This is a genomic window from Deinococcus arcticus (assembly GCF_003028415.1).
In the GTDB taxonomy this organism is placed as follows: domain Bacteria; phylum Deinococcota; class Deinococci; order Deinococcales; family Deinococcaceae; genus Deinococcus; species Deinococcus arcticus.
On sequence record NZ_PYSV01000008.1, the window covers coordinates 101,732 to 124,499 of the forward strand.

Genomic DNA, 22,768 nt, shown 5'->3' on the forward strand with positions numbered 1-22,768 from the left:
TCCTTACTCATAGTGTGAGCGGCAGGCGATGACAGTCAGGGCGTCATCATCCACGGCGTACACAAGGCGGTGCTCGGCGGTGAGGCGGCGCGACCAGAAGCCGGCGTACTCATGTTTCAGCGGTTCGGGTTTGCCGGTGCCTTCAAAGGGGGCTCGCAGGCACTCGTCCAGCAGGCGGTGGAGCTTACGCAGCAGTTTGGGCTCGTGTGCCTGAAGCCAGAGATAGTCGGCCCAGCCATTCGGCGTAAAACTCAGCTTCACTCCGGCGCGCCCGCCTGCAGGGCCGCCAGACTCTGAGGAACCTTGCGGCCCTGGCGGTACTGCTCCATGGATTCCAGCAGGTGACGGCGGTTGGCCGGGTGGGCCAGCAACTGCGTTTCCTTCCAGGCTTCGTACTGGTCCAAAGGGATCAAGACCACGGCCTCGCCAGAGTCCAGGGTGATGATGGTCTCATCACTGTTCTGCACGGTCTCCCGCGCAATCCGCTCCAGGTTGTCTTGGGCAAACTTCAGGGAATAAGCCGTCATGGGTCCTCCTGGCGGGCGCGCCTCACCCACCCGCTGTTACGCCGTCGCCAGTTCCTTCACCCAGTCGTAGCCCTGGGTGTCGAGTTTCTTGGCCAGTTCGGGGCCGCCCGTCTGCACCACGCGGCCATTCACGATGATGTGCACCTTGTCGGGGGTGATGTAATCCAGCAGGCGCTGATAGTGGGTGATGATCAGCCCGCCCAGACCGGGCCCGCGCATGGAGTTCACGCCCTTGGCCACGATCTTCAGCGCGTCCACGTCCAGGCCGCTGTCGGTCTCGTCCATGATGATGTAGTTGGGGTCCAGCATCAGCATCTGCAGAATCTCGTTGCGCTTCTTCTCGCCGCCAGAAAAGCCCGCGTTGAGGTAGCGCTCCACGATGCTCTCGTCCCATTCCAGGGTCTTCAGGGCCTGTTGCAGCTTGCCGTAGAACTCGGCAAAGCCCACCTCTTCGCCCTCGGCCTTGCGGGCCTGCATGGCCAGACGCAGGAAGTTGGCAATGGTCACGCCCGGAATCTCCACGGGGTACTGGAAGGCCAGGAACACGCCCAGGCGGGCGCGCTCGTCGGGCTCCATCTCCAGGATATTCTGGCCGTCCACCAGCACTTCGCCCTCGGTGACAGTGTATTCGGGGTCGCCCACAATCACCTTGGCCAGGGTGCTTTTGCCGTTGCCGTTGGGCCCCATGATGGCGTGCAGTTCGCCCCGGGGCACCACCAGGTTGATGCCCTTGAGAATGGGTTGGTCGCCCACAGAGGCGTGCAGGTTGCGGATTTCGAGCTGGTGGGTCATGAGGCTCCTTGGGGAATCACTGAATTTTGTTAGGAATGATTCCTACTTACCGTGTTATTTTACCCGCCCCGGCCGCTAAAGTCGAGTGAAGTGCTGTGGATTGGCGTCCCTGCGACTGGAAGCGCCCAGGCGCGCCGTACAATGCCCCCCGTGCCTGCGTTTCCCCTTCTGGCTGTGGATATTGGCAACACCAGCACCGTGCTGGGCCTGGCCGACGAGACCCTGACCCTGACCCACACCTGGCGGGTGCGCACCAACCGTGACCAGCTGCCCGACGACCTCGCGCTGCAGTTGCAGGGGCTGCTGACGCTGGCCGGCGCCCAGCCGCCGCGCGCCGCCGTGCTGAGCAGTGTGGCTCCGCCGGTGGGACAGAATCTGGCGCTGGCCCTGCGCCGTCACTTCGGCATTCAGCCCTTCGAGGTCAGCGCGACCAACCTTCCCGACGTGCGGGTGGAGCTGGACATCCCCGACGCTGTGGGGGCCGACCGCCTGTGTAACCTCTTTGGCGCCGGCAAATACCTGGACCGCCACGAGTACGCCGTGGTGGTGGATTTCGGCACCTCCACGAACTTTGATGTGATTGGCCGGGGCCGCCGCTTTATCGGGGGCGTGCTGGCCACCGGCGCGCAGGTGAGCGCCGACGCCCTGTTCGCCCGCGCGGCCAAGCTGCCGCGTATTGCCCTGGAAGCCCCGCAGACGGCCATAGGCAAGAACACCACGCACGCCCTGCAGTCGGGGCTGGTCTACGGCTACGCCGAGATGGTGGACGGTCTGCTGCGCCGTATCCGCGCCGAGTTACCGGGCCCCGCTGTGGCGGTGGCCACCGGCGGCTTTGCCCGCACCGTGGAGGGCCTGTGCCGCGAAATTGACCACTACGACGACACGCTGACCCTGCGCGGTCTGGTGGAACTCTGGGCCAGTCGCTAGAGGGCACCGGGCCCTGGGCAGTGGCCCCCCGCGTGTTGCCAGTGACGCCAGCACTGAAGGCATCAAGAACGCCCTGGGGACTGAACCCCAGGGCTTCCTCAACCGTTCATCCTGGTGTCGCCCCAGGCCCATCCATCACCCATTTACCATCATCCATCAACCGGCTATGCCCAGGGGTTCAGCACCACCTTGATGCAGCCGTCGTGTTTGTCGCGGAAAGTCTTGTAGAGGTCCGGGGCCTCATCCAGGGAGGCGCGGTGGGTAATCACGAAGCTGGGGTCAATCTGGCGCGCCTCAATGCGGGCCAGCAGGGGGGCCACGTAGCGGTGGGTGTGGGTCTGACCCATCTTGAAGGTCAGGCCCTTGGCAAAGGCGGCGCCCATGGGCACCTTGTCAATCAGGCCGCCGTACACGCCGGGCAGGCTGACAGTGCCACCCTTGGCGCAGCTCAGCAGGGCCCAGCGCAGCGCCGTAATACGGTCAAAGCTCAGGCGCAGCCGCTGCTTGGCGGTGTCGACCAGGGCGCCGGGGCCGTGGCCATGCGCTTCCATGCCCACCGCGTCAATCACATGGTCGGGGCCGCGCCCGCCTGTGGCTTCCCGCAGGGCCAGCAGTACGTCGTCCTGCTCATAGTTGATGGTCTGGCACCCGGCGGCCTCGGCCATGGCGAGGCGTTCGGGCACGCGGTCAATCACGATCACGTGGGCGGCGCCCAGCATCTGCGCGCTGCGGGCGGCGAACTGGCCCACAGGCCCGGCACCGAAGACCGCCACCACGTCCCGGCCCGGAATGATGCCGCACTGTTCGGCAGCCTGGTAGCCGGTGGGAAAGATGTCGGTCAGGAACAGCACCTGCTCGTCACTGAGGTTCGTTTCGATCTTGTGCGGGTTCACGTCAGCAAACGGCACGCGGACGTACTGGGCCTGCCCGCCAGCGTAGCCGCCGTACATGTGCGAGTACCCGAACAGGCCGCCCCCGCTGGTGCCGCCGTACATGGCTTCGGTCATGCGGTGGTTGGGGTTGGAGTTGTCGCAGGCGCTGAACAGCCCCCGGCGGCAGGGATCACACACCCCACAGGCGATGTTGAACGGCACCACCACGCGGTCGCCCACCTTGAGCTTCCTGACCTCGCGGCCCACCTCAACCACTTCGCCCATGAACTCGTGGCCCAGAATGTCGCCTTTTTCCATGCTGGGGATGAAACCGTCCAGCAGGTGCAGGTCCGAGCCGCAGATGGCCGTGGAGGTGATCTTGACAATCGCGTCGGTGGGGAGCAGGAGGGTGGGGTCTGGGACCGTCTCCACACCCACCTTGTTGGTGCCCTGCCAGACAATCGCCTTCATGCCTCGCCTCCCTTGGCGGCCCGGCCGCTCGTCTGTCCCTCGGTGGTGGGCGCGTGCCCGGTTTCCTGTTCCCGTTTGAAGCGCATCAGGTCGTCGCGCAGTTGCTGGGCGGGTTCCTCGCCAGTCAGGCGGGCCACGATGGCGCCGGTCGTGCCGGCGGGCGGGCGGTAACCCAGCCGCACCACGACTTCGGTGCCCCGGTTGCCAGGTGCCGCGCGGAACAGCACCTCGCCGTGGTTTTCCACCATCGCCCCGGGCAGCGACTGCCACGCGAGGCGTCGGCCCGGTTCGTCGGCCGTGATTTCCGCTTCCCAGCTCACCTCGCCGGTGGGCGCCTTCACCGTCCAGCGCGAGCGGGTGTCGCTCAGGACCTCCACGCTCTGCAGGTGGGTCATCAGTGTGGGCAGCTTCTCCAGGTCACGCCAGAAGGCGTACAGCTCAGCAGCCGGGCGACCAATGGTCACGGCGTCGCCCACCAGCACCTCACCGTCTCCGCCCTGGCGAATCTTCAGGGCGGTGGCAATGGGGTTACGGCCAGTGGCGGCCATGGCGGCCAGACCAGCGCCCACCGTGCCCAGCACCAGCTTTTGCAGGGGGCGGGCGCTGCGCAGCCCCGCGCCCATCAGGGCCACACCCACGCTGCCCATCACCGAGCGTTCCAGCGTGGGCATATGGGCGCCGGTGCTGGGGGTGTCGGGCGTGGCGGCTTGGGCATCGGTCGGGGTGGGGTGGTCTTCCTGTGTCATGGGGCCTCCTGCAGGGTGGGAAGGGTGGGGAACGTGTGGGGGCAGTCAAGCGGGCGGGCCATGCCCAGAGTGCGCCCCGCCTTACTGTGTGACCGCTGCCTCAAGACGGACCGGGGTTTTGCGGCCCTTGATGACAGGGGAACCAAGGCGCCCTGAAACCCGGTGTGGACGCTGGAAGACCGCAGGGAAAAGCAGGTGCGCCAGGGGGAGCCCCCTTCAATTCAGATCGCCGCCCGGCGCGTGGCCGTGGGCGCCGCGCTGGTTGAATTCCTCCTCGGCGCTGCGCTTGATGGGGTTGGCGCGGGTGAGGGCACTTTCCACCGCGCGGCCCTCCACCATGGCGTCGCTGGGCCCGGGGCCGGGCAGGGCGCGGTGGCCCAGGCGCAGCAGGTCGGCCGTCAGCTGCGGCGCCAGTGCCTGGGCGGTGCGCAGAATCAGCGCGGGCCCGCCGATCATGGCTTCCACGTCGCCGCGCACCAAGGCATTCACAACGCGCCGCGCGGCCTCGTGGGCGTCCAGCGACACCAGCGGCGAGGCGGCCAGGGTGGCGAACAGGGCGTACTCCTTGCGGGGCTGACCCTTGACCGGCGCGTTCAGGGGGCTGCCGGTGCGCATCAGACCGGGCAGCACTGTGGTCACGGCCACGCCCTCGGGGGCCAGTTCGGCGCGCAGGGCCTGTCCCAGCCCGGCCGAGGCGAATTTGCTCATGACGTAGGGCGTGAGGTGCGGAATGGCCACCTTGCCCCCCAGCGACGACACGATCAGCACCCGTCCCCCGCCGCGCAGGTGCGGCAGCGCCGCGCGGATCAGGCGCAGCGGCCCGAAGGCGTTGACCTCCATGGCGGTGCGGAAATCTTCCTCGGTGGCGTTGGCGACCGGGCCCAGCTGAATGATTCCGGCGTTGTTCACCAGCACGTCCAGGCGCCCGTGGGCCTGCACGGTGGCCTGCACCGCGCGCGCGGCGTCTGCCGGCACGGCCACGTTCCCGGTCACGATGCTCACGCGCTCGCCCGCCTTCAGCCCGGCCTGCGCGCGCTTCAGGTCGGCCTCGGTGCGGGCCATCAGGGTCACGCGAGCACCCCGGGCCAGGAATTCCTGGGCCAGCGCCAGCCCCAGCCCGCGCGAGCCGCCCGTGATCAGCACGGCCTTGCCGGTCAGGTCATAGGGGGCCCTCAGGGCACGCCGGGCGGCCAGAGCACCGGCGGCCCCCAGCAGCAGCAGTCGTTTCGGGATTCGCATACGGGCATTGTGTGGGCTGCGGGGCCGCCCCGGCCGCAAGCCTAAAGAGGACCGCAATACCGCCCGGCCCTGTTGCCGTCAGCCGTGACCGGCCAGGGTCCGCTGCGCCTGGACCCCCGCTTTACCCCTGTGCGGCAACGGTGTACTGGATGCGTCGGGGGCAGGCAGATGCGCAGGAGATGAGGGCGGCGGGCCCCGGGGAGCAAGGTCATCAGAGGGGACCTGTTGCCGGCCCCCCCTCATGATTGCTGGTGGTCAGCAGGGCGCGCGCCGCCCGCTGGAACGAAGTCGCCCGGCTGGCCGTAGTTCCTGCTGATGCGAACAAGATGGCGTGTGGCGGCCCTAACTCTGGCTCTGGTAGGAAGCACTTTTGGCACCTTGGGCCACGCGGGCGGAGCGGGCGGGCCGCCCACAGTGGACGGACGGGCAGTCTTTGACGCGGCTGCCCAGGTGCTGCGCACCCACTATGCCGGTCCAGCCATGGGTGAAATAGAAGCCCGACTGGCGGCCCAGCGGCGCGCCCTGCTGGGGCGGTGCGCGGCGGCGCCGTGTCCCCTGGCGCTGGGCCGCGCCGCTGTGGAGGCCGTGGTGTGGAGTCTGGATGACCCGCACACAGGGGTCAACTGGGACGCGCCCGCCCTGGCGCAGGGCGCGCAGCAGGTGACGGCGCGCCGCGTCTGGAGCGGCATGCTGACCGACCTCCGGACCCCCAGCACGCTGCAGGTCGTGCATGTGGATCACGGCGGCCCGGCAGAGCGCGCGGGCCTGCGCCCCGGGGATGTGGTGCTGGCCGTGAACCGCCGCGACGACATGGCAGAGGCGGGCCTGCGCGCGTCCTTTCTGGAAGAGGCGGAGGCCGACCAGAAGCCCTACGTCCTGCGCGTGCGCCGGGGTGAACAGGTGCTCACCGTGACGGTCATTCCGGCGTCCTGGCCCGCCTTTGCTCAGCCCAGTCTGCGCTGGCGCGGCCAGGTCGCGGTGATCAGTGTGCCCAATTTTGTTCCCGGCACCGGGCCGGCCTTCAACACACTGGTGACCCGCGCGGCGGCCCAGGGCGCGGCCGGCCTGGTTGTGGATCTGCGCTGGAACGGGGGCGGCAGCGCTGTGGACTGCCTGGCGGCGGCGCAGTCACTGGCGGGGGACCGGGTCAATCTGGTTGGGGTGGGGCGAAGCGGCCGGCCGCTGCCAGCGTGGCGCACCACTCCCGAAGCGCAGGCCGCCCGCGCCCGCGTTCGCACCCCCTGGGTGGGGCCCCTGGCCCTGCTGGTCTCGGCCAGGACCGCGTCCTGCGGGGAGCTGCTGGCGTATTTTGGGCAGCGCGCCGGCGGAATGGTCGTGGGCCAGCCCACCAGGGGGCTGATGTCCAGTGGAACGCGCGCCCATGACCTGCCCGGAGGCGGCCTGCTGTTCGTCTCAGATGTTCGGCCCACGCTGGACGGTCGGGTCCGGTTGCCGGGCCGGGTCGTGCCGGATTGCCTCCTGCCGGACGATGCAGAGCTCAGCTCTCAGGGAAGGGACACCGCGCTGGAGGAAGCGCTGCGGGTGGCCCGGGGCACAAAGAATTGCGCGGGGCCCCGGGGCTCAGGGCGATGATCTGTCGAGCGTGCAGAGACTGCAGATGGGTGGGGGCGCTTAAGGATCTCGCCCCTCCCATGGCAACAGTTCAGAAGGGCGCAGCAACGTGTCCATTCCCGGTGCGAGGCACTGTGTCCGCTTCTCACTCTGCGGCGCCGCTGTCCCCGCCCGCTCGGTTGATCGGGGGCTTGGCAGCGAGCGACTTAGCGCCTCCCGAACTCCACGCGGGCTTCCAGGCCCCCGCCCTGCGCCTCGTGCAGGGTCAGGTCCGCACCGTTGGCGCGGGCCAGGCGGCGGGCCAGGGGCAGGCCCAGCCCGCGCCCGCTGGCGACCCGGGGACGCTGGTGGCCCGGGTCAAACACGGCCTCGCGCTGTTCGGGGGGCAGGCCCGGGCCCCGGTCCAGCACCCGGATCTGGGGGCCGCCGGCCTCGGTGGGCGCGCACAGCACCACCAGCACCGGCCCGGCCGAGTAGCGCAGGGCGTTTTCCACCAGATTTTCCACCACCTGGCGCACCTGGGCGCCGTCCACGGTCCAGTTCACCGGCCCAGCTGGGCGCCGCAGCCGGACCCGTTCGCTTTCCAGCCCGGTCAGCAGCGCGGCCAGATCGGTGGACTGGGGCCGGGGGCTGATGTTCACATACATGCCGTCCAGGCGCTCCAGCTCTGTGCGGGCGGCCAGAAACGCCGCCTGCTCCTCAATGATGCGCAGCAGCTTTTCCCGGGCGCGCAGGTTGTCCTGCCCGCGCAGCGCGTCGGTGGCCAGCAGCAGCGCCTGCAGGGGGCGGCGCAGTTCGTGGGCGGCCATGCCCAGGGCTTCTTTGTGCTGGGCCTCGCGCGCCTGCCGGGCGTGCTGGGCCTGCCGCGCGCCGGCCAGGGCCCGGGCAATCAGCAGTGTGCTGATCAGGCCGGTCAGGAGGGCGGTCAGCACCACGGTGGTCTTGATCAGCTTCAGGGTGCGCAGCAGTTCGCCCCGCAGCTCATTCAGGCGGATGTGGGCCGCAGCATTCAGGGCCTGAGCGATGGCCAGCGCCTCGGCGGTGTCGGCTGGGCGGCCCCGGCGCAGCAGGTCGCGCAGCTCCTCCATGCGGTAGCCGGCTTCGGCCTCCAGGGTGGGCAGCTCCTGAAACTCGTTTTCCATGGCCGCGCGGCTGCTCAGGCTGGAGAGCGCCTGATCGCGCCGGGCCTGCACCTGCTCCGGGGTGGCGCGCGGATCCCGCTGCGCCAGGGCATACAGGTGGACGCGGTTGAGCAGCGAGTCGTAGCTGTACGCCGTCCAGGAATTGTTCGGGTTGGCCAGGGTGCGCTGCGCCGGGGCAAAGGCCGCCAGCAGCAGCGCGGTGGACAGCACCCCCGGCAGCGCGGCCAGCAACAGGTCGCGCCGGCCCAGCGCCGGGGGCCACAGCCGCATCAGCGCGGGCCAACGCTGCGCACGAACCACACCCACTGGCTGCCATACGGCCGGCGTGGAAAGCGCACGGGGTCGGGGGGAAACACGATCAGCAGGGGGCCTTTTTTCAGGGTGGGAATGGGTTTGCCGCCCGCCTCGTAGGCCACCATGATGGGCGCCGTCATGTAGTCGCTGGCGGTAATGGTTGCCACGAAGCCGTCTTCGGCCGTCACACGCAGGTCGCGCCCCGCAAAGCCGCCCCGGCGCGCGAGGTCGCGCAGCGGCACGCCCTGGTAGGTAAAGCTCTGGCCCAGTTGCGGCTGGGTGCTGTTATAGCGCGTCGCCGGCAGGGCGCGCAGTTGCGAGAGGGTCAGCGTTTCGGTGGTTTTGCCACGCAGGTTCAGCAGGGGGCGCTCGCCGGACCGGGGCGGCGGCAGCGGGCCCAGGGCGCTGCGCGCGGGGCCCACATAGGGAAAGGGCAGCGCCGCCGGCGCCCGGAGCGCCTGCGCGCCCAGACCCAGCAGCGCGGCGCACATCAGCAGGCGCAAGGAAGCAGAACGCACGCCGCCCATGCTAGCGGGCGCTGCGCCCCCCACTCAAGGGGGAAAAGCCCCGGCCCCCGGCGGGCGGGAGCGCAGCAGAGAGCACAGCGGTATGCTGCGGGGCGGACATGACCGCCCACCTTTCATCCCCCCCGCCGCTGGTGTCCCTGGGCGACCTGACCTGGGACGTGCTGGCCAAACCCGACACCCTGCTGCTACCCGGCGGCGACAGCACGGGCCGCATTGAGCTGTCGGGCGGCGGCAGCGCCGCCAACCTCGCCGTCTGGGCCCAGCGCGCGGGCTACCCCTCGCGCTTTGTGGGCAAGATCGGCCGCGACCGCTTTGGCGAACTCGCCACCGCCGAGCTGCGCGCCGAGGGCGTGGACGCGCAGCTGATTCTCAGCGACGCCCACCCCACCGGCGTGATTCTGGGCCTGATTGACCGCCGGGGCCAGCGCGCGATGCTGACTGGCCAGGGTGCCGACTGGGAACTGCTGCCCGAAGAGGTGCCGGCCAGCGCCCTGGCCGGCGCGGCGCACCTGCACCTGACCGCCTGGAGCCTGTTCCGCGATCCCCCGCAGGCGGCGGCCCTGCACGCGGCGGCGCGGGCGCGTGCAGGCGGCGCGACCCTCAGCCTGGACCCGGGCAGCTTTCAGATGATTCAGGGCATGGGGCGCGACAATTTTCTGCAGGTGCTCGCGGGTGTGCCCTTCGACATCCTGTTTCCCAACGACGACGAGGCCCGCGCCATGAGCGGCTGCCTGGACCGGGAGGGCGCGATGACGTGGTTCCGCACCCAGTTCCCGCACGCCCTGATCGTGATGAAGCTGGACGATGAGGGCGTGCTGATCGAGGGCCCCGGGCAGGCCCGCGTGCAGGTGCCCGCCACCCAGGACCGCGCCATAGACGCCACTGGCGCCGGCGACGCCTTCGGGGGCGCCTTTCTGGCCGGCTGGCTGGCCCACCGTGACGCCGTCAAGGCCGCGCAGCTGGCGGTGCAGGTGGGCGGCTGGGTGGTGGCGCGCTTCGGCGCCCGCCCCCCCGCCGACGACGATCTGCGCGCCCGGCTGCAGGGCGGTGCGGCGTGACCCGGCTCGGGCGCTCTGGTCCGCCCCTGTGGCTGCGCGCACTGCTGGGTCTGCTGCTGCTGGCGCTGCTGGGGGCCGGCGGCGCGGCGCTGTACGTGCGCAGTCTGCTGGCCCCAGCGGGGGGGGCCGCCTACACCCTGGAGGTGCAACCCGGCGATTCGCTCTCCAGGGTGGCGGCCCGGCTGCAGGAGCGGCAGATCGTGAAAAATGCCGACGCCCTGCGGCTGTACATGCGCCGCGCGGGCACCGCGGGCCGCCTCAAAGAGGGCCTGTACGACCTGAGCGGCGCCATGACGCTGGCCCAGGTGGCCGAGAAGCTGGCCGGGCCCGCGCGCATTCCCACCGTGACCGTGACCATCCCGGAGGGGCGGCGGGTCAAAGACCTGCCCGCCATCTTTCAGAAGGCTGGCTTTGACGGCGCGGCCCTGCGCGCGGCCCTGAACGAGACCGCCCTTTCCCGCCACGCCGGCCAGGCCCCCAACCTCGAGGGCTTCGTGTTTCCGGCCACCTACGAGTTCCGGCCAAAAGACAGCGCCCGGCAGATGGTGCGGGCCATGGTTTCGCGCATGGAGCAGGAATTCACGCCCGCCCATGTGGCCCGCGCCCGGGGGCTGGGCCTGAGCGTGCGCGACTGGGTGGTGCTGGCCAGCATGGTGCAGGCCGAGGCTGCCAATGACGGCGAAATGCCGGTCATCGCCGGGGTGTTTCTCAACCGCCTGAGGGTGCCCATGACCCTGGGCAGCGATCCCACCGTGGCCTACGGGCTGGGCAAGGACCTGCCCCAACTCGACCGCTCGGCCGGGGATTTCAAGCGTGACACGCCGTACAACACCTACACCCGCGCCGGGCTGCCCGCCGGGCCCATCAACAACCCCGGGCAGGCGGCCCTGCTGGCGGTCCTGAACCCGCAGCGGACCCTGACCGATGGCCGCGAGGCGCTGTATTTCCTGCATGGCCGTGACCGCAAGATCTACGTCAACCATTCCTTTGCAGAACATAACCGCGACATTGCGCGTTACCGGTAAGCGGCGGTGACCCGGCGGGCTGTGCTGGCGCGGCGCAACGCCCTGTGGCGGCAGTTGCGCGCGCTGCCACCCGGGCCAGAATTCGAGCAGACGCTGGCCGAGCTGTCGGCCCTGACCGGCTGGGACCGCGCGCGCATTCTGGCGGGCCTGGGCCTGACCGCAGAGGAGGCTCTTCATGAGCGCTGAGATTGTGCCGTTTGACTGGGGCCGCATGTTCCTGGGGGACGTGCCGCCCCTGTTTCTGCTGGAAGTGGTGTTCCGCACAGCGCTGATGTTTCTGTGGCTGGTGTTTTTGCTGCGCGTGACCGGCAAGCGCGGACTGGCGCAGCTGAGCCCGCTGGAACTGGCCATCGTGATTGGGCTGGGCTCGGCGGCCGGGGACCCCATGTTCTACCCCGAGGTGCCGCTGCTGCACGGCATGCTGGTGCTGGCGCTGGTGGTGGGCCTGCAGCGTCTGCTGTCGTACCTCGTGATTCACAGCGAGCGGGTCGAGACCTTTGTGGAGGGCACGCCCATCGAACTTGTGCGCGACGGGGTGCTCAGCCGTCAGGCGATGGCGCGCGCCAACCTCAGCCGCGAGGACGTGTTCGAGCGCCTGCGGGCCCAGGGCGTGCGGCAGCTGGGGCAGGTGCAGCGCCTGTACTTCGAGCAGGACGGCGCCCTGACGGTGTTTACCCATGCCAGTGATCCACCGCCCGGGCTGGCCGTGGTGCCTCCCTGGGACCTGGAACCCCCGCGCGAACTGAGCCCGGCCGATGATTACCGGGGCCCCATGGCCTGCCTGAACTGCGGCGCGGTGCGCCCGGCCCCGGCGCCCGGTGAGCCCCTGGCCAGCATCAGCTGCACCTGCGGCGGCACGCGCTGGACTCCGGCCACCGCCGACCCCCTGAGCCCGGGCGAACCCCCCGCTCCAGAGGAACGTGGCGAGGGCGGCGGGCGCGGCCCCGGTGTCCCCGGCACCCGCTGAGGGTCCGTGGGGAAGGTGGGCGCTGGACTTGGCCTTTAGCCCTCGGTGGAAGCGCCGGGGCGGGTGGTCCAGACGGGCTCCGGTTCAATCTGCTCGGCAGGGGTCTTGCCGGGTTCCAGGCCGCTGCTGCGGGCGGTCTGCAGCGGGGTCAGCTCCATGTCCGGGGCGCATTCCAGCTGGCACGAGAGCCGGGCAGTGCCCAGCAGGCCCTTTTCCTGCAGCTTGTCGTACTCGGCGGCCGTCATGGCGTCGGGCTCGCCCGCCTGAAAGCTCACGCGGCAGGTGGTGCAGCGCGCGACGCCCCCGCAGCGGTGCAGGATGTCCACCCCGCCGCGTTCCAGTGCCAGCACCAGCCGCTCGCCGGCCTGCGCCTGAATCTCGCCGTAGCCTTCCACCTGCACCGTGATCTGTTGGGTCATGGGCCCAGCATGACATGGAGGCCGCGTGTGCTGCGCCCAGCGGAAGCTGTGTTGCTCCAGCTCGCGCGGCCCGGACTGAATCGTGTGTCATCCGGGCTCCGACTGATACGGACTGCCGTCCATTTTCGTCACATCCGGGAGAGAGCCGGATGTTCCCCGCCTTCGGCGCTGTTCCAGCCCAATTCCCGGAAATCCGCCTTCTTTCCTGCTCCCTCTGGTCGGAGAAGTTCCGTAACACGTTACGGAACTTTTCGGAACCTGTATGAATCATTTGCAGACACGATTCAATCCGGGCCGACTTGTAGAGCTGCTTCGCACAGTGAGCAGGAGAGAAACGGTTTCCGGGCGTGGCGTTCAGTCACTCGCCGCCAAGCCCCCGATCAACCGAGCGGGCGGGGACAGCGGCGCCGCAGCGCGAGGATCGAAAAAAGGACGTTGCGCCGGGCGTGGAGACTGTTCGGTGCTCTCCTGAACAGTCGCACCATGAGGGGCAACGTCCTTGGCAATCCGGTTCTGTTCCGGATTGTGGGCGTTATAGACGGAATCCGTATAAAACAAAGGTGCGGACACTTTTCAAGCAGTGGGGGGCGCCAGTTGCGAAAACGTCGTCTGGAACGTCAGTCCTGTCACCCCCCTCCCAGCCTCTGCGGCGCAGCTCTGCGAGTCCCCCGCAAGGTGGGAAGAGCAAAGAGGCCGGGTTGATCGCTGCCCATTCCCGGGGATGCTGAAACTGTCCGAATCGTTGCTCAAAACGGTTCAACCGACGTGCTGATCAGCGGAACAGGGTGGGCATGGTCACCTCGCCGTCCACCCACACCCGGCCCTTCTCGCGCCGCTTGCCCCGGATCAGGGCGGTGTCGGCGCGGGCCAGCATCAGGCTGGGGGTGGGCGCGCTGCCGGGCGGCACGAACGCCAGGCCAGCGGTGCTCGTCAGGGCGTGGGGCACGCCCGCTGCCACCACCGGGCGCCGCCCCAGGGCGTCCAGCACCCCTTCCACCCGCAGGCGCACCTCCTCGGCGCTGTCGGCCTGCACAATCAGGGCAAATTCGTCGCCGCCCAGCCGCCCCAGCGTGTCGCCAATATGGGCGGCGGCCAGCATACGTGCGCCCACCGCGTGCAGCACCTCGTCGCCCGCCGGGTGGCCGTAGGTGTCATTCACGGCCTTGAAGCCGTCCAGGTCGAAAATGGCCACGCCCAGGGCACCGGGGGGCGGCTGGCGCAGCACCTCGTCCAGTTCGGCCAGAAAGCTGGCGCGGTTGGGCAGCCCGGTCAGGGGGTCGGTGGTGGCCTGGCGCTGCAACTCGGCCAGCGGCCGGGTGGCCCGGCGCACCAGCGGCCACGCCAGCAGGGCGCTCAGCAGGCTCACCAGCAGCACAAAGGGCCACGCGCCGCGCCGCCCGGGGCTGCCCATCAGCTCGGCGGCCGGCCCATACACCCCCACCACCCACTCCACGCCCGGCTTCACCTGCACGGGCTGCACCACCGCCGCGTACAGCTCGCCCTCCAGGGTGACCCAGTGGGCCTGCGGAAACAGCCGGGGCCGCCCGCGCGGGTCCAGCAGGACGTGCAGCGGCGCGTCGGCCACCTCGGACAGCAGCGGCACGCCGCCCTGCTCCTGCGGCCACGCCCGCGAGGTGGCGATGGCGCGGCCCTGGGCATCGGCCAGAAAGGCCCGGCCCTGGGGCCCCAGCGGCAGGCGGCGCAGCAGGTCAGCCAGTTGTTGCAACTGCACGTCCACCCCAATCACGGGGCCGCCGCGTTCGGCCAGCGCCGCCGTGACCCCCGGTTCCTGCGAGGTGGCAAACACGTAGGGATCGGTCCACACCACCTGCCCGGGACGGGCGCGGGCCAGCCGGTACCAGGGCCGCGCCCGGGGGTCATAGCCTTCATCTTGCTGGGTGGTACTCAGCACCTGTGCCGCCGCGTTCAGGGTGCGGCTGGTCACGCGCCGGGCCGGCTGCACCTCAATCAGCCGGGTAAAGCGGCCCTGGCCCCCGGGCCCGTCGCGCCGCACGAAGGCAAAGCGGCCGTCGTCCTGGGCGGCCATCACGCCGCTCAGCTGCGGCAGGGCGTCCAGCAGCGTGTCAAAGGCCCGCAGGGTCTGGGCCCCATCGGCCGGGCGCAGCAGGCCCGCGCGCACGTTGCCCTGTCCCAGGCGCACCATCTGTTCGGCCGACTGCAGATAGGTCTGCACGCTCACCGAGGTCAGCTGCGCCATCTGGGTGAGGTTGGTCTGGGCCTGGGCCCGCAGGGCGCGTTCCTGCAGCTGGCGTTCGGTCCACAGCGCGGCGCCCAGCGTGAGGGCCTGGGTCAGCAGCAGCGCCGCCAGCAGCCACGCCCGCGAGGCCGCAAACACCCGCAGCGCCTGCGCAGGCGTGCGCGTGCGCCACTGGGGCAGCGAGGAGGGCGGGGCAGACATGGCCTCGCGGCAGTGTAGAGCCTGACCCGGGGTTCACTGGCCCCGGATGCGGCGCCCTGTCCAGATGCCGGTGGGGGTGGGGGGGAGGCCCGGCCCTACGGCAGCAGGCGCCACGCGGTCACGTCCAGCAGGCCGCGCGGGGTCAGTTTCAGCGCCGGAATCACGGTCAGTCCCAGGAAGCTGAGGGTGGTGACGGGGTAAGGCAGGGTGCAGCCGCCCGCGCGGCAGGCGGCCGTCAGGTCCAGCAGGGCCGCCGCCGCCTGTGCCGGGGGCAGATCGGTCATCAGGCCGGCGTAGGGGAGGGGCAGCTGGGCGCGCACCTGCCCGCCCGAAACCACCACCGCGCCGCCCCCCAGCGCCTCCAGGGCCCGGCCCGCCTGCCGGATGTCCTCGTCGGTGCCGCCCAGAAACGCCGCGTGATGGGCGTCGTGCAGCACGCTGATGCCCAGGGCGGCGCCGCTCAGCCCGGTCCCCGAGGTCCAGCAGCTGGCCCACTGGCCCTCCCCGTAGCGGTCGGCCACCACCAGCCGGGCGTCGCCGCTGCCCGGGGCCCCCACGCCGGTGGTGATCTGGTCGGGGCGCACCTGCATCACCGGCCAGTGGGCCGGCACCTCGAAGCTGGCCGCGTCCCAGCCCGGCCCCAGCGTCACGCCGCCGCCGCTCAGGGGCGGGGTGTGGGTGCCGGCGCGGGCCTCCTGGCCACCCACGAAGGTGTCCAGCACCTCAAAGCCCTGCAGGTCGCGCAGCAGCACGAAGTCGGCGTGGTGGCCGGGCGCTACCAGTCCGTAATCGTGCAGGCCCCAGTATTCGGCCGGGTTGCAGGTGACCAGGGCAACCGCGTGCGCCGGGTGCAGGCCGCCTGCCACACAGGCGCGCAGCAGCCGGTCCAGGTGCCCCAGCTCCAACAACTCGTCCACGCTCACGTCGTCGCTCACCAGCATGGCGCGGCGGGGGCGCCCGCGCAGCACCGGCAGCAGCGCCTGCAGGTTGCGCGCCGCCGAGCCCTCGCGCACCATCAGCCACAGGCCCGCGCGCAGGCGCTCGTGGGCTTCCTCGGGCGTGGTGGCTTCGTGGTCCGAGTGCAGCCCGGCCGCCGCATACGCCTGCAGATCGCGCCCCCGCACCCCCGAGGCGTGGCCGTCCAGGCGCCGCCCCGGGGCCCGGCCCGCGTCCAGCACCGCCCACACCCCGGGGTCGCCGCCCAGCACGCCGGGGTAATTCATCATCTCGGCCAGGCCCAGTACGCCCGGCATGGCCAGCATGCGCGCGGTGTCGGCCGCGTTCACGCCCGCGCCTCCCTGTTCGAAGGCGCTGGCAGGCACGCACGACGGCGCGCTGGCCCACACCCGCTGCCCAGAGGTTCGGCCTGCGTCCAGCATCCAGGCCAGCCCCGGGGTGCCCAGCACGTTCACCACCTCGTGCGGCTCGGCCACCACAGCGGTGGTGCCGCGCGGCAACGTGGCGGCGGCAAACCCGGCCGGGGTCAGCAGACTGGACTCGATATGCACGTGGGCGTCCAGAAAGCCCGGGGCCAGATAGGCGCCGCGCGCCTCCACCGTGCGCGCCGCTTCAAAGCCGCTGCCCAGCGCGGCCACGCGGCCAGCGGCCACCAGCACGTCCGCCGCAAAAATTTCCCCGGTGGCGGGCTGCACCACCTGTGCGCCGCGCACCAGCAGGTCGCCGGGGACCTCACCCCGCGCCGCCCTCACCAGCCGCTGCCGATCCTCGTTGCCTGCGTGTCCTGCCATGCACCAGTGTAGGGCAGGGCGCGGGCCACCCCCGGGCCACAGATGGCGCGGGGGCCTGTCCCTTACCCTGGGCGCATGTGGACCTCCATTCCTTCCAGCAGTCTGCGCGTCACCGGCGCCGACCGCGTGGACTTCGTGCATGGCCAGATGACCAATCACCTGCGCGCCGCTCCCACGCCGGGGCTGGTGCCCTGCGCCTTTCTGAACGTGCGCGGCCAGATCGAGCAGTTTGCCCGGGTCTACCGCCGCGAGCAGGACGTCTACCTGCACCTGGACGAGGGGCAGGCCGGACCCCTGGCCGCGCGGCTGCGGCGCTACATCATCTTCGATCAGGTGGAGGTGCACGACACCACGCCTGAGCTGCGCACCGTGCATCTCTGGCGGCCGGCCGACCTGCCCGGCTGGGACGCAGAAGGCGCAGACGCCCAGCTCCTGACCCTGGGGGGCGCGGCGGTGCTGGGCGGCCGGGTGAACCGCACCGGCACCCCGGGCGTGGACCTGCACTATCTGGCGCGCGACGAAGCGACGCTGCACCCGGCCCTGGGCGGCCCCGAGGTGCCCCTGGCCAAGCTGGACGAGGCCCGGGTGGCCGCCGGCATCCCCGACATTGCCCGCGACGCCCTGGGCGGCACCCTGCCGCAGGAGGTGGGGCTGGACCTGGGCGGGCCGCTGCCGGCCATCAGCTACCGCAAGGGCTGCTACGTGGGCCAGGAGATCATGGCCCGGCTGGAGGCGCGCGGCCAGACCCGCTACCATCTCGCGCGCCTGCAGGGGACCGGCGGCGCCGGGTGGCCAGCGGGCCACGAGGTGACCTTTGAAGGCCGCGTGGTGGGGCAGGCGGGCCTGTGGGCGGGGGGCGCCAGTCTGGCCCGGGTGCGCCGTGATCTGCCCGGAGGCGCGGCGGTGCAGGTGGGCCCGGTGGGCGCCGCTGTGCAGCCGCTGGGCACCCATGCTTGAGGCGTTTGCGCGCGACCTGCGCGCGGGTACGCCGGCCGCCCGGCGGCGTGCGGCCCGGCGCGCTTACGGCCTGGGGGTAGCCCTGACCGCTGGCCCGGCAGCGCTGGTGGGGCTGGTGCAGGCGCTGCAGGGCCGCGCCCCCCTGCCGCCCGGGGGCATGGTGGCCGTGGCGCTGCTGGCGGCGGGGCTGGCGGGGGCAGCCTACCTGCTGGCCCGCCGCTCGGCCCGGGCGCCCGGCGTGCCGCCTGCCCAGGCCGCCCTGACCGCTGCCTTTCAGGGGGCCAGCGTGCCCGGGGTGCCGCTGCTGCTGGCGGGAGCGTTCGTACCCACCTGGGGACTGGTGCTGGCGCTGCTCTCTGTGGCAGGGCTGGGGCATGTGCTGGTGTGGCGGCAACTGGGCCGCTGGGCGCAGGCGGCGGCCGGGGCACGTTAAGCCCGGCGGCACAGGTCGGCCACACAGCACCGCGCAAAGCAGAGCACCGCGCCTGAATCCTGGGCGCGGTGCTCTGGTGGGAACGCTGGGGCTCAGCGGGACTTGGGGTCCAGCGCGTCGCGCAGGCCGTCGCCAAAGAGGTTGAACGCCAGGCTGAACAGCACGATAAACACGGCCGGGTACACCAGCACGTACCAGTATTCAGGTTTCAGCCACGCGCGGGCAAAATCCACCAGCTGGCCCCATTCCGAGTAGCCGGGTTCAAAACCCAGGCCCAGGAACGACAGCCCCGCGATGCTCAGGGGCACGGTGGCCAGATCCAGCACGGCGGTGGTGAACACGGCGGCAATGCTGTTGGGCACCACATGCTTCATGATCAGGCGGAAGTCGCGGGCGCCCAGGCTGCGGGCGGCGTCCACGTATTCCAGCTGCCGGGTGCGCAGCACCTCACCACGAATCAGGCGGGCGTAGCTGGCCCAGCCGGCAATACAGAAGGCCACGATCATGGGCACGGTGGGATCATAGTCGCCGCCCCCGGCGCTGAACTTGGCGCGCAGGATGGTCAGGATCACCACTGTCAGGATCAGGGGCGGCAGGGCGAGTAGCACGTCAATAAAGCGCTGAATCAGGTTGTCCACCCAGCCGCCGTAATAGCCGCTGATGGCCCCGATAATCACGCCGGTCAGGAGCGTGATACCCACGATGATGAACGACAGCTTCAGCGCCGTGCGGGTGCCCCATACCAGGCCGTAAAAGATGTTGTAGCCGTTGACCGTGCCGAAAATGGCGTCCTGGCCAGGAGCCGTGGGCTGCTGCTGAAAGCTCAGGCGCTCAGTCAGGTAACAGCTTTTTGGGGGGGCCAGGGTGGCCTGCCAGAACGCTGCGCGCCCCGGGTTGTAGACCTCGCTGGCCTGGCTGATATTCAGGTCGCGCAGGCAGTTGCCACTGGGCTTGGCAATCAGGGGAGCGAACAGGGCCATCAGCCCGAACAGCAGCGTGATGATCAGGCCGGTGATGGCCAGGGGGTTACGGCGCAGCTTGCGAATGGCCGGGCTGGTCCAGAACAGCTCCCAGCTGCTGCGGCCCTTGGCGGTGGGGGCGACGGCGGTGGTCATGCGGTCCTCCGGAAGGCAGGGCGAGGCATCAGTCGAACCTCACGCGCGGGTCGATAACCCCGTACAGAATGTCCACGATGGTACTGACCACCACCACGATGATGGCCGACAGCATGGCGAAGCCCAGCACGGCGGCCAAGTCTACCCCTCGGGCAGCATCCACAACCCACTGCCCAATGCCAGGGTAGGCGAAAATGGTTTCGGTGATCAGCGAGCCGCTCAGCAGGCCGATGATCAGGAAGCCCGCCAGAGTCACGATACTCAGCAGGGCGTTGCGCCGGGCGTGCTTGTTGTTTACCACGCGGCTGGACAGGCCTTTGGCGCGGGCAGTGCGCACGTAGTCACTGGTCAGCGCCTCAAGCATGTTGTTGCGCATCACCTTGATGATGCTGGCGCTCAGCACGATCACCAGGGTCAACGCAGGGAGCATCATGTGCCAGAGCGCATCTAAAAAGAGATTCCATTTTCCAGCCAGCGCCGCATCAATGGTCAAGAAGCCTGTGGGTTTAGGCATCGTAAAGTAATCAACAGTGAACTCCGTGCTGACGTTACCTGCCTGAGGCGCCCATCCAAGGTATGCATAGAAGATGGCCAATAGAAGAATCCCTACTACAAAACTGGGTAAGCTGTAGCCTAAAACCACCAGCACGCGCAGCACCTGGTCAAGGAGCTTGTCCTTATGCAGAGCACTCAGCGTGCCCAGCCAGATGCTGATCAGCAGAATAGGAATAGCCGTGACCAATGTCAGCTCAATGGTGCGGGGCAGCCGCTCCTTGATGGTCACGATCACGTCCTGGCTGCTTGCCTTGGAGTAGCCCAGGTCGCCCTTGAGGGTGGCGCCCAGCCAGCGGCTGTACTGCACCACAAAAGGATCGCGCAGGCCACGCTGCTCGATGATCTGCTCCAGCCGCGCGGCCTGCTGCTCGCTGCGGATGTACGGCGCGGCGCGCTGCTCGGGCGTCAGTAGCTGTGTCAGACCTACAATCATTAGCGAAAGGACGAGCATTACCACAGGAATCTGGACAATTCGTCTTAGGATGAAATTAAGCATTGACCCCTCTCCGTTAGAAAAGCGTAATCTCTAGACATAGCCGGTATAATGTAACAAAGTTTTGCCTCCCTTGGGTGGCTGCCTTTTTGGTCATACCCGAAAAATGAGGTTGGATTAAGGACCTCTCCACCTTAATTTTTAATTGTTCCCTTACCATATTCAACCTATTCGTGTCAAGCGAATTTATATAAACACACCATGCTATTCAGAGTAAAATATATTTACGCTGGTCGGGGTGCTTACCGACTAGTGGGAGGCTTATATGAAAAAGATTGCAATCGCCCTAGTGTTTTTAGTCCCGACGCTGGCCCTTTCTACAGCTTCTGCTAGAGTGTGTGATTGTACAGGTGGTGGTGGTGGTGGTGTGACGCCTCTGCCCGCGCCTATTTTCTGTAGCATTAAGAACGGACAGCGCGTCTGCTAATTATTGAAGAACACCATAAGAAATGAGGGGGCGAACCCCCTCATTTCTTATTAATTTACTTCTTGCTCAGTTCCTTCCAGAAGGTGCCAGTGCTGGAGAAGCTGATCATGGGGTTGTAGTTCGAGGCGCTCACGCCCACGAGGTTGTCGCGCACAAAGGTGTAGCCGATACCAGCGGGAATGAGGATGAAGGGCGCCTGCTCGTAGGCCTTCTTGCCCACCAGGCTGTACAGGCGGTTACGCTCGGAGGTGTTCACCGTGTTGCGGGCCTGCTCCAGCCACTTGTCCACCTGGGCATCCTTGAAGTTGCTGCGGGGGAAGTAGTAGCCGTTGCTGGAGTAGAAGGTGTACATGAAGTTATCAGGGTCGGCGTAGTCCGGCGCCCAGCCGATGATGATCATGGGCTCGGTGCCCTTCTTGGAGTCTTCCAGCATTTCACTCCAGGGCTTGGCCGTGATGTTCACCCTGAACTTGGGGTTCAGCGACTCAATGTTGCGCTTCAGGATTTCCATGGCGGTCTGGGCCGGTACGCTGCCCGCGCGGTAGTTCGCGTTCAGCACAAAGCCGTTCTTCCACAGCTGGCCGCCAAAGGCGCGCTTCAGATAGGTTTCGGCCTGCTTGGCGTCAAACTTGTAGGTGCCGATCTTGGCGTCATAGCCAGGGAACGAGTCGGGGAGGAGCATGGTGCGCTGCTTGCCCTTGCCCTTCTGCACGTCGGCAATGTACTTGGCGTAATCGAAGGCGTAGGAGAAGCCGCGGCGCACGTTGGCATCCTTGAAGAAGTTGGCGGGAATGCCCTTGCCGTCCAGCTTGCCGCTGCCCAGCGCGCCCGAGCCCTTGATGTTCTGGTTCATGAAGATGGCCTGGGCCACGGTGTTGGGGAGGTTGTCCACCCACAGCACGCCGTCCTTGCCCTTGATCTGAACCTCGTCCACCGAACGGCCGCCGCCCTCGATCATGTCGGCGTCGCCGCGCAGGAAGGCCTGCTGGCGGGCGGCGAGTTCGGGCACCTTCTGGATGATCACGTTCTTGATGGCCGGCTTCTTGCCCCAGTAGCCGTCAAACGCAGTGGCCAGGAAGGCGTTGGCGTCCTTGCGCACGAACTTGTACGCCCCGGTGCCGCTGGGCTGCTTGCTCAGGTTGGAGTTGGTCAGGTCCTTGCCCACCCAGTTCTTCCAGTCGGCTTCGGTGCCTTTCCACTCGCCAATCTTGATGGCGTGCTCGCGGTCCACGATGCTCTGGCCGGTGTAGGCCAGCTTGGCCAGGAACGCGGGGTCCACCGACGGCAGGGTGAACACCAGCTGACCGGCGCTGTTGCACTCCACGGCCTTGTCAATGCGGGCCCAGGTGATGGTCTTGTCGTCGTTGGCGTTGGCGCCGGTGCCCAGCAGGCTCTCGGCGATAAACCAGTTGCCGGACTCGGCGGAGTTGGTCACCAGGTTGCGCTCGAAGGTGTATTCGGCGTCGGCGCAGTTGAAGGTGTTGCCCGAGTGGAACTTGACGTTCTTGCGCAGGTCGAAGGTGTAGGTCTTGCCGCCGCCACTGATGGTCCACTTGGTGGCCAGCAGGGGCTCGAGTTTGGTCAGGCTGGCCGCGCTGTAGGTCAGCAGGGTTTCGTACATGTTTTCCACGACCTCGCCCGAGGCGGTGTCATAGGTCACGCCGGGGTCCATGGTGGGGATATCCGAGGCGTTCTGGTAGACCAGCGTGTCCTTGGGAGCAGCAGCCAGGGCGGTGGTCAGGGCGAGCAGGGTGGTCAGTGCAGCGATCTTCTTCATTGAGCCTCCGTAGAGCTACGTTTGACAGCGGGCGCGGGCGGCGAAGACGAAATGCAACAGTAGGCCCCGTGACAGGCTGTCGGTGGTTTGATCGCGCGCATCATAGCGCAGGAGATTTGGGGATGGTGTGACCAGTGTCCGGTTGCGCGGACCATACCGGGGCCGCGCGCTGGGGCGAATCCAGGGCCCAGCCTTTGGGTCAGGGGCCACGTCCGGGCTCTGTCTGGCCGGCCATGCGCCTTCTGGGCCTCAGCGTCCAGCCTGGG

The 22,768-nt window shown here is 68.8% G+C and carries 22 protein-coding genes; 8 read left to right on the forward strand and 14 right to left on the reverse strand.

Annotation, left to right across the window (positions count from 1 at the left end):
* Nucleotides 1–3: 3 nt before the first annotated feature.
* From C8263_RS09865 to sufC, 3 genes are read right to left on the reverse strand one after another with little or no spacing between them, the layout of a single operon-like run.
* Nucleotides 4–261 carry a Txe/YoeB family addiction module toxin gene (locus tag C8263_RS09865; protein ID WP_107137953.1) on the reverse strand — a complete coding sequence of 86 codons (258 nt, stop codon included), beginning with the start codon at nucleotides 259–261 and terminating at the stop codon, nucleotides 4–6.
* Nucleotides 258–527 carry a type II toxin-antitoxin system Phd/YefM family antitoxin gene (locus C8263_RS09870; RefSeq protein WP_107137954.1) on the reverse strand — a complete coding sequence of 90 codons (270 nt, stop codon included), beginning with the start codon at nucleotides 525–527 and terminating at the stop codon, nucleotides 258–260. The genes C8263_RS09865 and C8263_RS09870 overlap by 4 nt, the downstream gene beginning before the upstream one ends.
* A gap of 36 nt (nucleotides 528–563) precedes the next feature.
* Nucleotides 564–1,319 carry a Fe-S cluster assembly ATPase SufC gene (gene sufC, locus C8263_RS09875; RefSeq protein ID WP_107137955.1) on the reverse strand — a complete coding sequence of 252 codons (756 nt, stop codon included), beginning with the start codon at nucleotides 1,317–1,319 and terminating at the stop codon, nucleotides 564–566.
* Nucleotides 1,320–1,469: 150 nt separating this feature from the next.
* On the opposite strand from sufC, the gene C8263_RS09880 reads away from it, so the two are divergent.
* The gene (locus C8263_RS09880; protein WP_107138022.1) at nucleotides 1,470–2,246 is read left to right on the forward strand and encodes a type III pantothenate kinase; all 777 of its coding nucleotides are present in this window, start codon (nucleotides 1,470–1,472) and stop codon (nucleotides 2,244–2,246) included.
* A 164-nt stretch (nucleotides 2,247–2,410) separates the two neighbouring features.
* On the opposite strand, the gene C8263_RS09885 is transcribed toward C8263_RS09880, so the two are convergent.
* From C8263_RS09885 to C8263_RS09895, 3 genes are all read right to left on the reverse strand, one after another.
* Complete coding sequence (locus C8263_RS09885) at nucleotides 2,411–3,589, reverse strand: zinc-dependent alcohol dehydrogenase (protein ID WP_107137956.1); 1,179 nt, start codon at nucleotides 3,587–3,589, stop codon at nucleotides 2,411–2,413.
* A complete protein-coding gene (locus C8263_RS09890; protein WP_107137957.1) occupies nucleotides 3,586–4,335 on the reverse strand; it encodes an SRPBCC family protein in 750 nt (249 codons plus the stop codon). The genes C8263_RS09885 and C8263_RS09890 overlap by 4 nt, the downstream gene beginning before the upstream one ends.
* 216 nt (nucleotides 4,336–4,551) lie before the next feature.
* On the reverse strand, nucleotides 4,552–5,574 hold the full coding sequence (locus C8263_RS09895) for an SDR family NAD(P)-dependent oxidoreductase (RefSeq protein WP_107137958.1): 1,023 nt from the start codon (nucleotides 5,572–5,574) through the stop codon (nucleotides 4,552–4,554).
* A gap of 378 nt (nucleotides 5,575–5,952) precedes the next feature.
* Between C8263_RS09895 and C8263_RS09900 the strand changes: the two genes are divergently transcribed.
* Nucleotides 5,953–7,167, forward strand: coding sequence for a S41 family peptidase (locus C8263_RS09900; protein ID WP_158263778.1), 1,215 nt, complete (start codon nucleotides 5,953–5,955; stop codon nucleotides 7,165–7,167).
* 185 nt (nucleotides 7,168–7,352) lie between these two features.
* Here the strand turns inward: C8263_RS09900 and C8263_RS09905 are convergent, their stop codons facing one another.
* Together C8263_RS09905 and C8263_RS09910 are read right to left on the reverse strand one after the other, a co-directional pair.
* The gene (locus tag C8263_RS09905; protein ID WP_107137960.1) at nucleotides 7,353–8,558 is read right to left on the reverse strand and encodes a sensor histidine kinase; all 1,206 of its coding nucleotides are present in this window, start codon (nucleotides 8,556–8,558) and stop codon (nucleotides 7,353–7,355) included.
* A complete protein-coding gene (locus C8263_RS09910; protein WP_233218753.1) occupies nucleotides 8,558–9,100 on the reverse strand; it encodes a molybdopterin-dependent oxidoreductase in 543 nt (180 codons plus the stop codon). The genes C8263_RS09905 and C8263_RS09910 overlap by 1 nt, the downstream gene beginning before the upstream one ends.
* Nucleotides 9,101–9,207: 107 nt before the next feature.
* Here C8263_RS09910 and C8263_RS09915 point away from each other — a divergent pair, with 107 nt between their 5' ends.
* The 4 genes from C8263_RS09915 to C8263_RS09930 are packed head-to-tail and all read left to right on the forward strand — an operon-like array spanning nucleotide 9,208 to nucleotide 12,159.
* Nucleotides 9,208–10,167, forward strand: coding sequence for a carbohydrate kinase family protein (locus C8263_RS09915; protein ID WP_107137961.1), 960 nt, complete (start codon nucleotides 9,208–9,210; stop codon nucleotides 10,165–10,167).
* Complete coding sequence (gene mltG, locus C8263_RS09920; protein WP_107137962.1) at nucleotides 10,164–11,192, forward strand: endolytic transglycosylase MltG; 1,029 nt, start codon at nucleotides 10,164–10,166, stop codon at nucleotides 11,190–11,192. The genes C8263_RS09915 and mltG overlap by 4 nt, the downstream gene beginning before the upstream one ends.
* Nucleotides 11,193–11,198: 6 nt before the next feature.
* The gene (locus C8263_RS09925) at nucleotides 11,199–11,378 is read left to right on the forward strand and encodes a hypothetical protein (RefSeq protein ID WP_107137963.1); all 180 of its coding nucleotides are present in this window, start codon (nucleotides 11,199–11,201) and stop codon (nucleotides 11,376–11,378) included.
* Nucleotides 11,368–12,159, forward strand: coding sequence for a DUF421 domain-containing protein (locus C8263_RS09930; RefSeq protein ID WP_107137964.1), 792 nt, complete (start codon nucleotides 11,368–11,370; stop codon nucleotides 12,157–12,159). Before C8263_RS09925 ends, C8263_RS09930 begins: the two co-directional genes overlap by 11 nt.
* Before the next feature lie 35 nt (nucleotides 12,160–12,194).
* Here C8263_RS09930 and C8263_RS09935 read toward each other — a convergent pair whose 3' ends face one another.
* The 3 genes from C8263_RS09935 to C8263_RS09945 all read right to left on the reverse strand — a co-directional run bounded on the left by C8263_RS09935 (nucleotide 12,195) and on the right by C8263_RS09945 (nucleotide 16,745).
* The gene (locus C8263_RS09935) at nucleotides 12,195–12,578 is read right to left on the reverse strand and encodes a 2Fe-2S iron-sulfur cluster-binding protein (protein WP_199188371.1); all 384 of its coding nucleotides are present in this window, start codon (nucleotides 12,576–12,578) and stop codon (nucleotides 12,195–12,197) included.
* Between the two features lie 772 nt (nucleotides 12,579–13,350).
* The gene (locus C8263_RS09940; RefSeq protein ID WP_107137965.1) at nucleotides 13,351–14,997 is read right to left on the reverse strand and encodes a sensor domain-containing diguanylate cyclase; all 1,647 of its coding nucleotides are present in this window, start codon (nucleotides 14,995–14,997) and stop codon (nucleotides 13,351–13,353) included.
* 95 nt (nucleotides 14,998–15,092) lie between these two features.
* Nucleotides 15,093–16,745 carry an adenine deaminase C-terminal domain-containing protein gene (locus C8263_RS09945; RefSeq protein ID WP_107137966.1) on the reverse strand — a complete coding sequence of 551 codons (1,653 nt, stop codon included), beginning with the start codon at nucleotides 16,743–16,745 and terminating at the stop codon, nucleotides 15,093–15,095.
* A 75-nt stretch (nucleotides 16,746–16,820) separates the two neighbouring features.
* On the opposite strand from C8263_RS09945, the gene ygfZ reads away from it, so the two are divergent.
* Nucleotides 16,821–17,702 carry a CAF17-like 4Fe-4S cluster assembly/insertion protein YgfZ gene (gene ygfZ / locus C8263_RS09950; RefSeq protein ID WP_107137967.1) on the forward strand — a complete coding sequence of 294 codons (882 nt, stop codon included), beginning with the start codon at nucleotides 16,821–16,823 and terminating at the stop codon, nucleotides 17,700–17,702.
* Nucleotides 17,695–18,135, forward strand: a complete 441-nt coding sequence (locus tag C8263_RS19285; RefSeq protein ID WP_107137968.1) for a hypothetical protein — start codon at nucleotides 17,695–17,697, stop codon at nucleotides 18,133–18,135. Before ygfZ ends, C8263_RS19285 begins: the two co-directional genes overlap by 8 nt.
* Before the next feature lie 92 nt (nucleotides 18,136–18,227).
* On the opposite strand, the gene C8263_RS09960 is transcribed toward C8263_RS19285, so the two are convergent.
* The 3 genes from C8263_RS09960 to C8263_RS09970 all read right to left on the reverse strand — a co-directional run bounded on the left by C8263_RS09960 (nucleotide 18,228) and on the right by C8263_RS09970 (nucleotide 22,502).
* Nucleotides 18,228–19,250, reverse strand: coding sequence for an ABC transporter permease (locus tag C8263_RS09960; protein ID WP_107137969.1), 1,023 nt, complete (start codon nucleotides 19,248–19,250; stop codon nucleotides 18,228–18,230).
* A gap of 28 nt (nucleotides 19,251–19,278) precedes the next feature.
* On the reverse strand, nucleotides 19,279–20,301 hold the full coding sequence (locus tag C8263_RS09965; protein ID WP_107137970.1) for an ABC transporter permease: 1,023 nt from the start codon (nucleotides 20,299–20,301) through the stop codon (nucleotides 19,279–19,281).
* Nucleotides 20,302–20,780: 479 nt separating this feature from the next.
* A complete protein-coding gene (locus tag C8263_RS09970; RefSeq protein ID WP_107137971.1) occupies nucleotides 20,781–22,502 on the reverse strand; it encodes an ABC transporter substrate-binding protein in 1,722 nt (573 codons plus the stop codon).
* Between the last annotated feature and the right edge of the window lie 266 nt (nucleotides 22,503–22,768).

Excerpts from the sequence above, each read along its gene's own strand:
- C8263_RS09870 (WP_107137954.1), bottom strand. The coding sequence starts at position 527 with ATGACGGCTTATTCCCTGAAGTTTGCCCAAGACAACCTGGAGCGGATT.
- C8263_RS19285 (WP_107137968.1), top strand. The coding sequence starts at position 17,695 with ATGCTTGAGGCGTTTGCGCGCGACCTGCGCGCGGGTACGCCGGCCGCC.
- C8263_RS09890 (WP_107137957.1), bottom strand. The coding sequence starts at position 4,335 with ATGACACAGGAAGACCACCCCACCCCGACCGATGCCCAAGCCGCCACG.
- C8263_RS09930 (WP_107137964.1), top strand. The coding sequence starts at position 11,368 with ATGAGCGCTGAGATTGTGCCGTTTGACTGGGGCCGCATGTTCCTGGGG.
- C8263_RS09970 (WP_107137971.1), bottom strand. The coding sequence starts at position 22,502 with ATGAAGAAGATCGCTGCACTGACCACCCTGCTCGCCCTGACCACCGCC.
- C8263_RS09945 (WP_107137966.1), bottom strand. The coding sequence starts at position 16,745 with ATGGCAGGACACGCAGGCAACGAGGATCGGCAGCGGCTGGTGAGGGCG.
- C8263_RS09895 (WP_107137958.1), bottom strand. The coding sequence starts at position 5,574 with ATGCGAATCCCGAAACGACTGCTGCTGCTGGGGGCCGCCGGTGCTCTG.
- C8263_RS09935 (WP_199188371.1), bottom strand. The coding sequence starts at position 12,578 with ATGACCCAACAGATCACGGTGCAGGTGGAAGGCTACGGCGAGATTCAG.
- C8263_RS09965 (WP_107137970.1), bottom strand. The coding sequence starts at position 20,301 with ATGCTTAATTTCATCCTAAGACGAATTGTCCAGATTCCTGTGGTAATG.
- C8263_RS09885 (WP_107137956.1), bottom strand. The coding sequence starts at position 3,589 with ATGAAGGCGATTGTCTGGCAGGGCACCAACAAGGTGGGTGTGGAGACG.
- C8263_RS09915 (WP_107137961.1), top strand. The coding sequence starts at position 9,208 with ATGACCGCCCACCTTTCATCCCCCCCGCCGCTGGTGTCCCTGGGCGAC.
- sufC (WP_107137955.1), bottom strand. The coding sequence starts at position 1,319 with ATGACCCACCAGCTCGAAATCCGCAACCTGCACGCCTCTGTGGGCGAC.
- C8263_RS09905 (WP_107137960.1), bottom strand. The coding sequence starts at position 8,558 with ATGCGGCTGTGGCCCCCGGCGCTGGGCCGGCGCGACCTGTTGCTGGCC.
- C8263_RS09960 (WP_107137969.1), bottom strand. The coding sequence starts at position 19,250 with ATGACCACCGCCGTCGCCCCCACCGCCAAGGGCCGCAGCAGCTGGGAG.
- ygfZ (WP_107137967.1), top strand. The coding sequence starts at position 16,821 with ATGTGGACCTCCATTCCTTCCAGCAGTCTGCGCGTCACCGGCGCCGAC.
- C8263_RS09940 (WP_107137965.1), bottom strand. The coding sequence starts at position 14,997 with ATGTCTGCCCCGCCCTCCTCGCTGCCCCAGTGGCGCACGCGCACGCCT.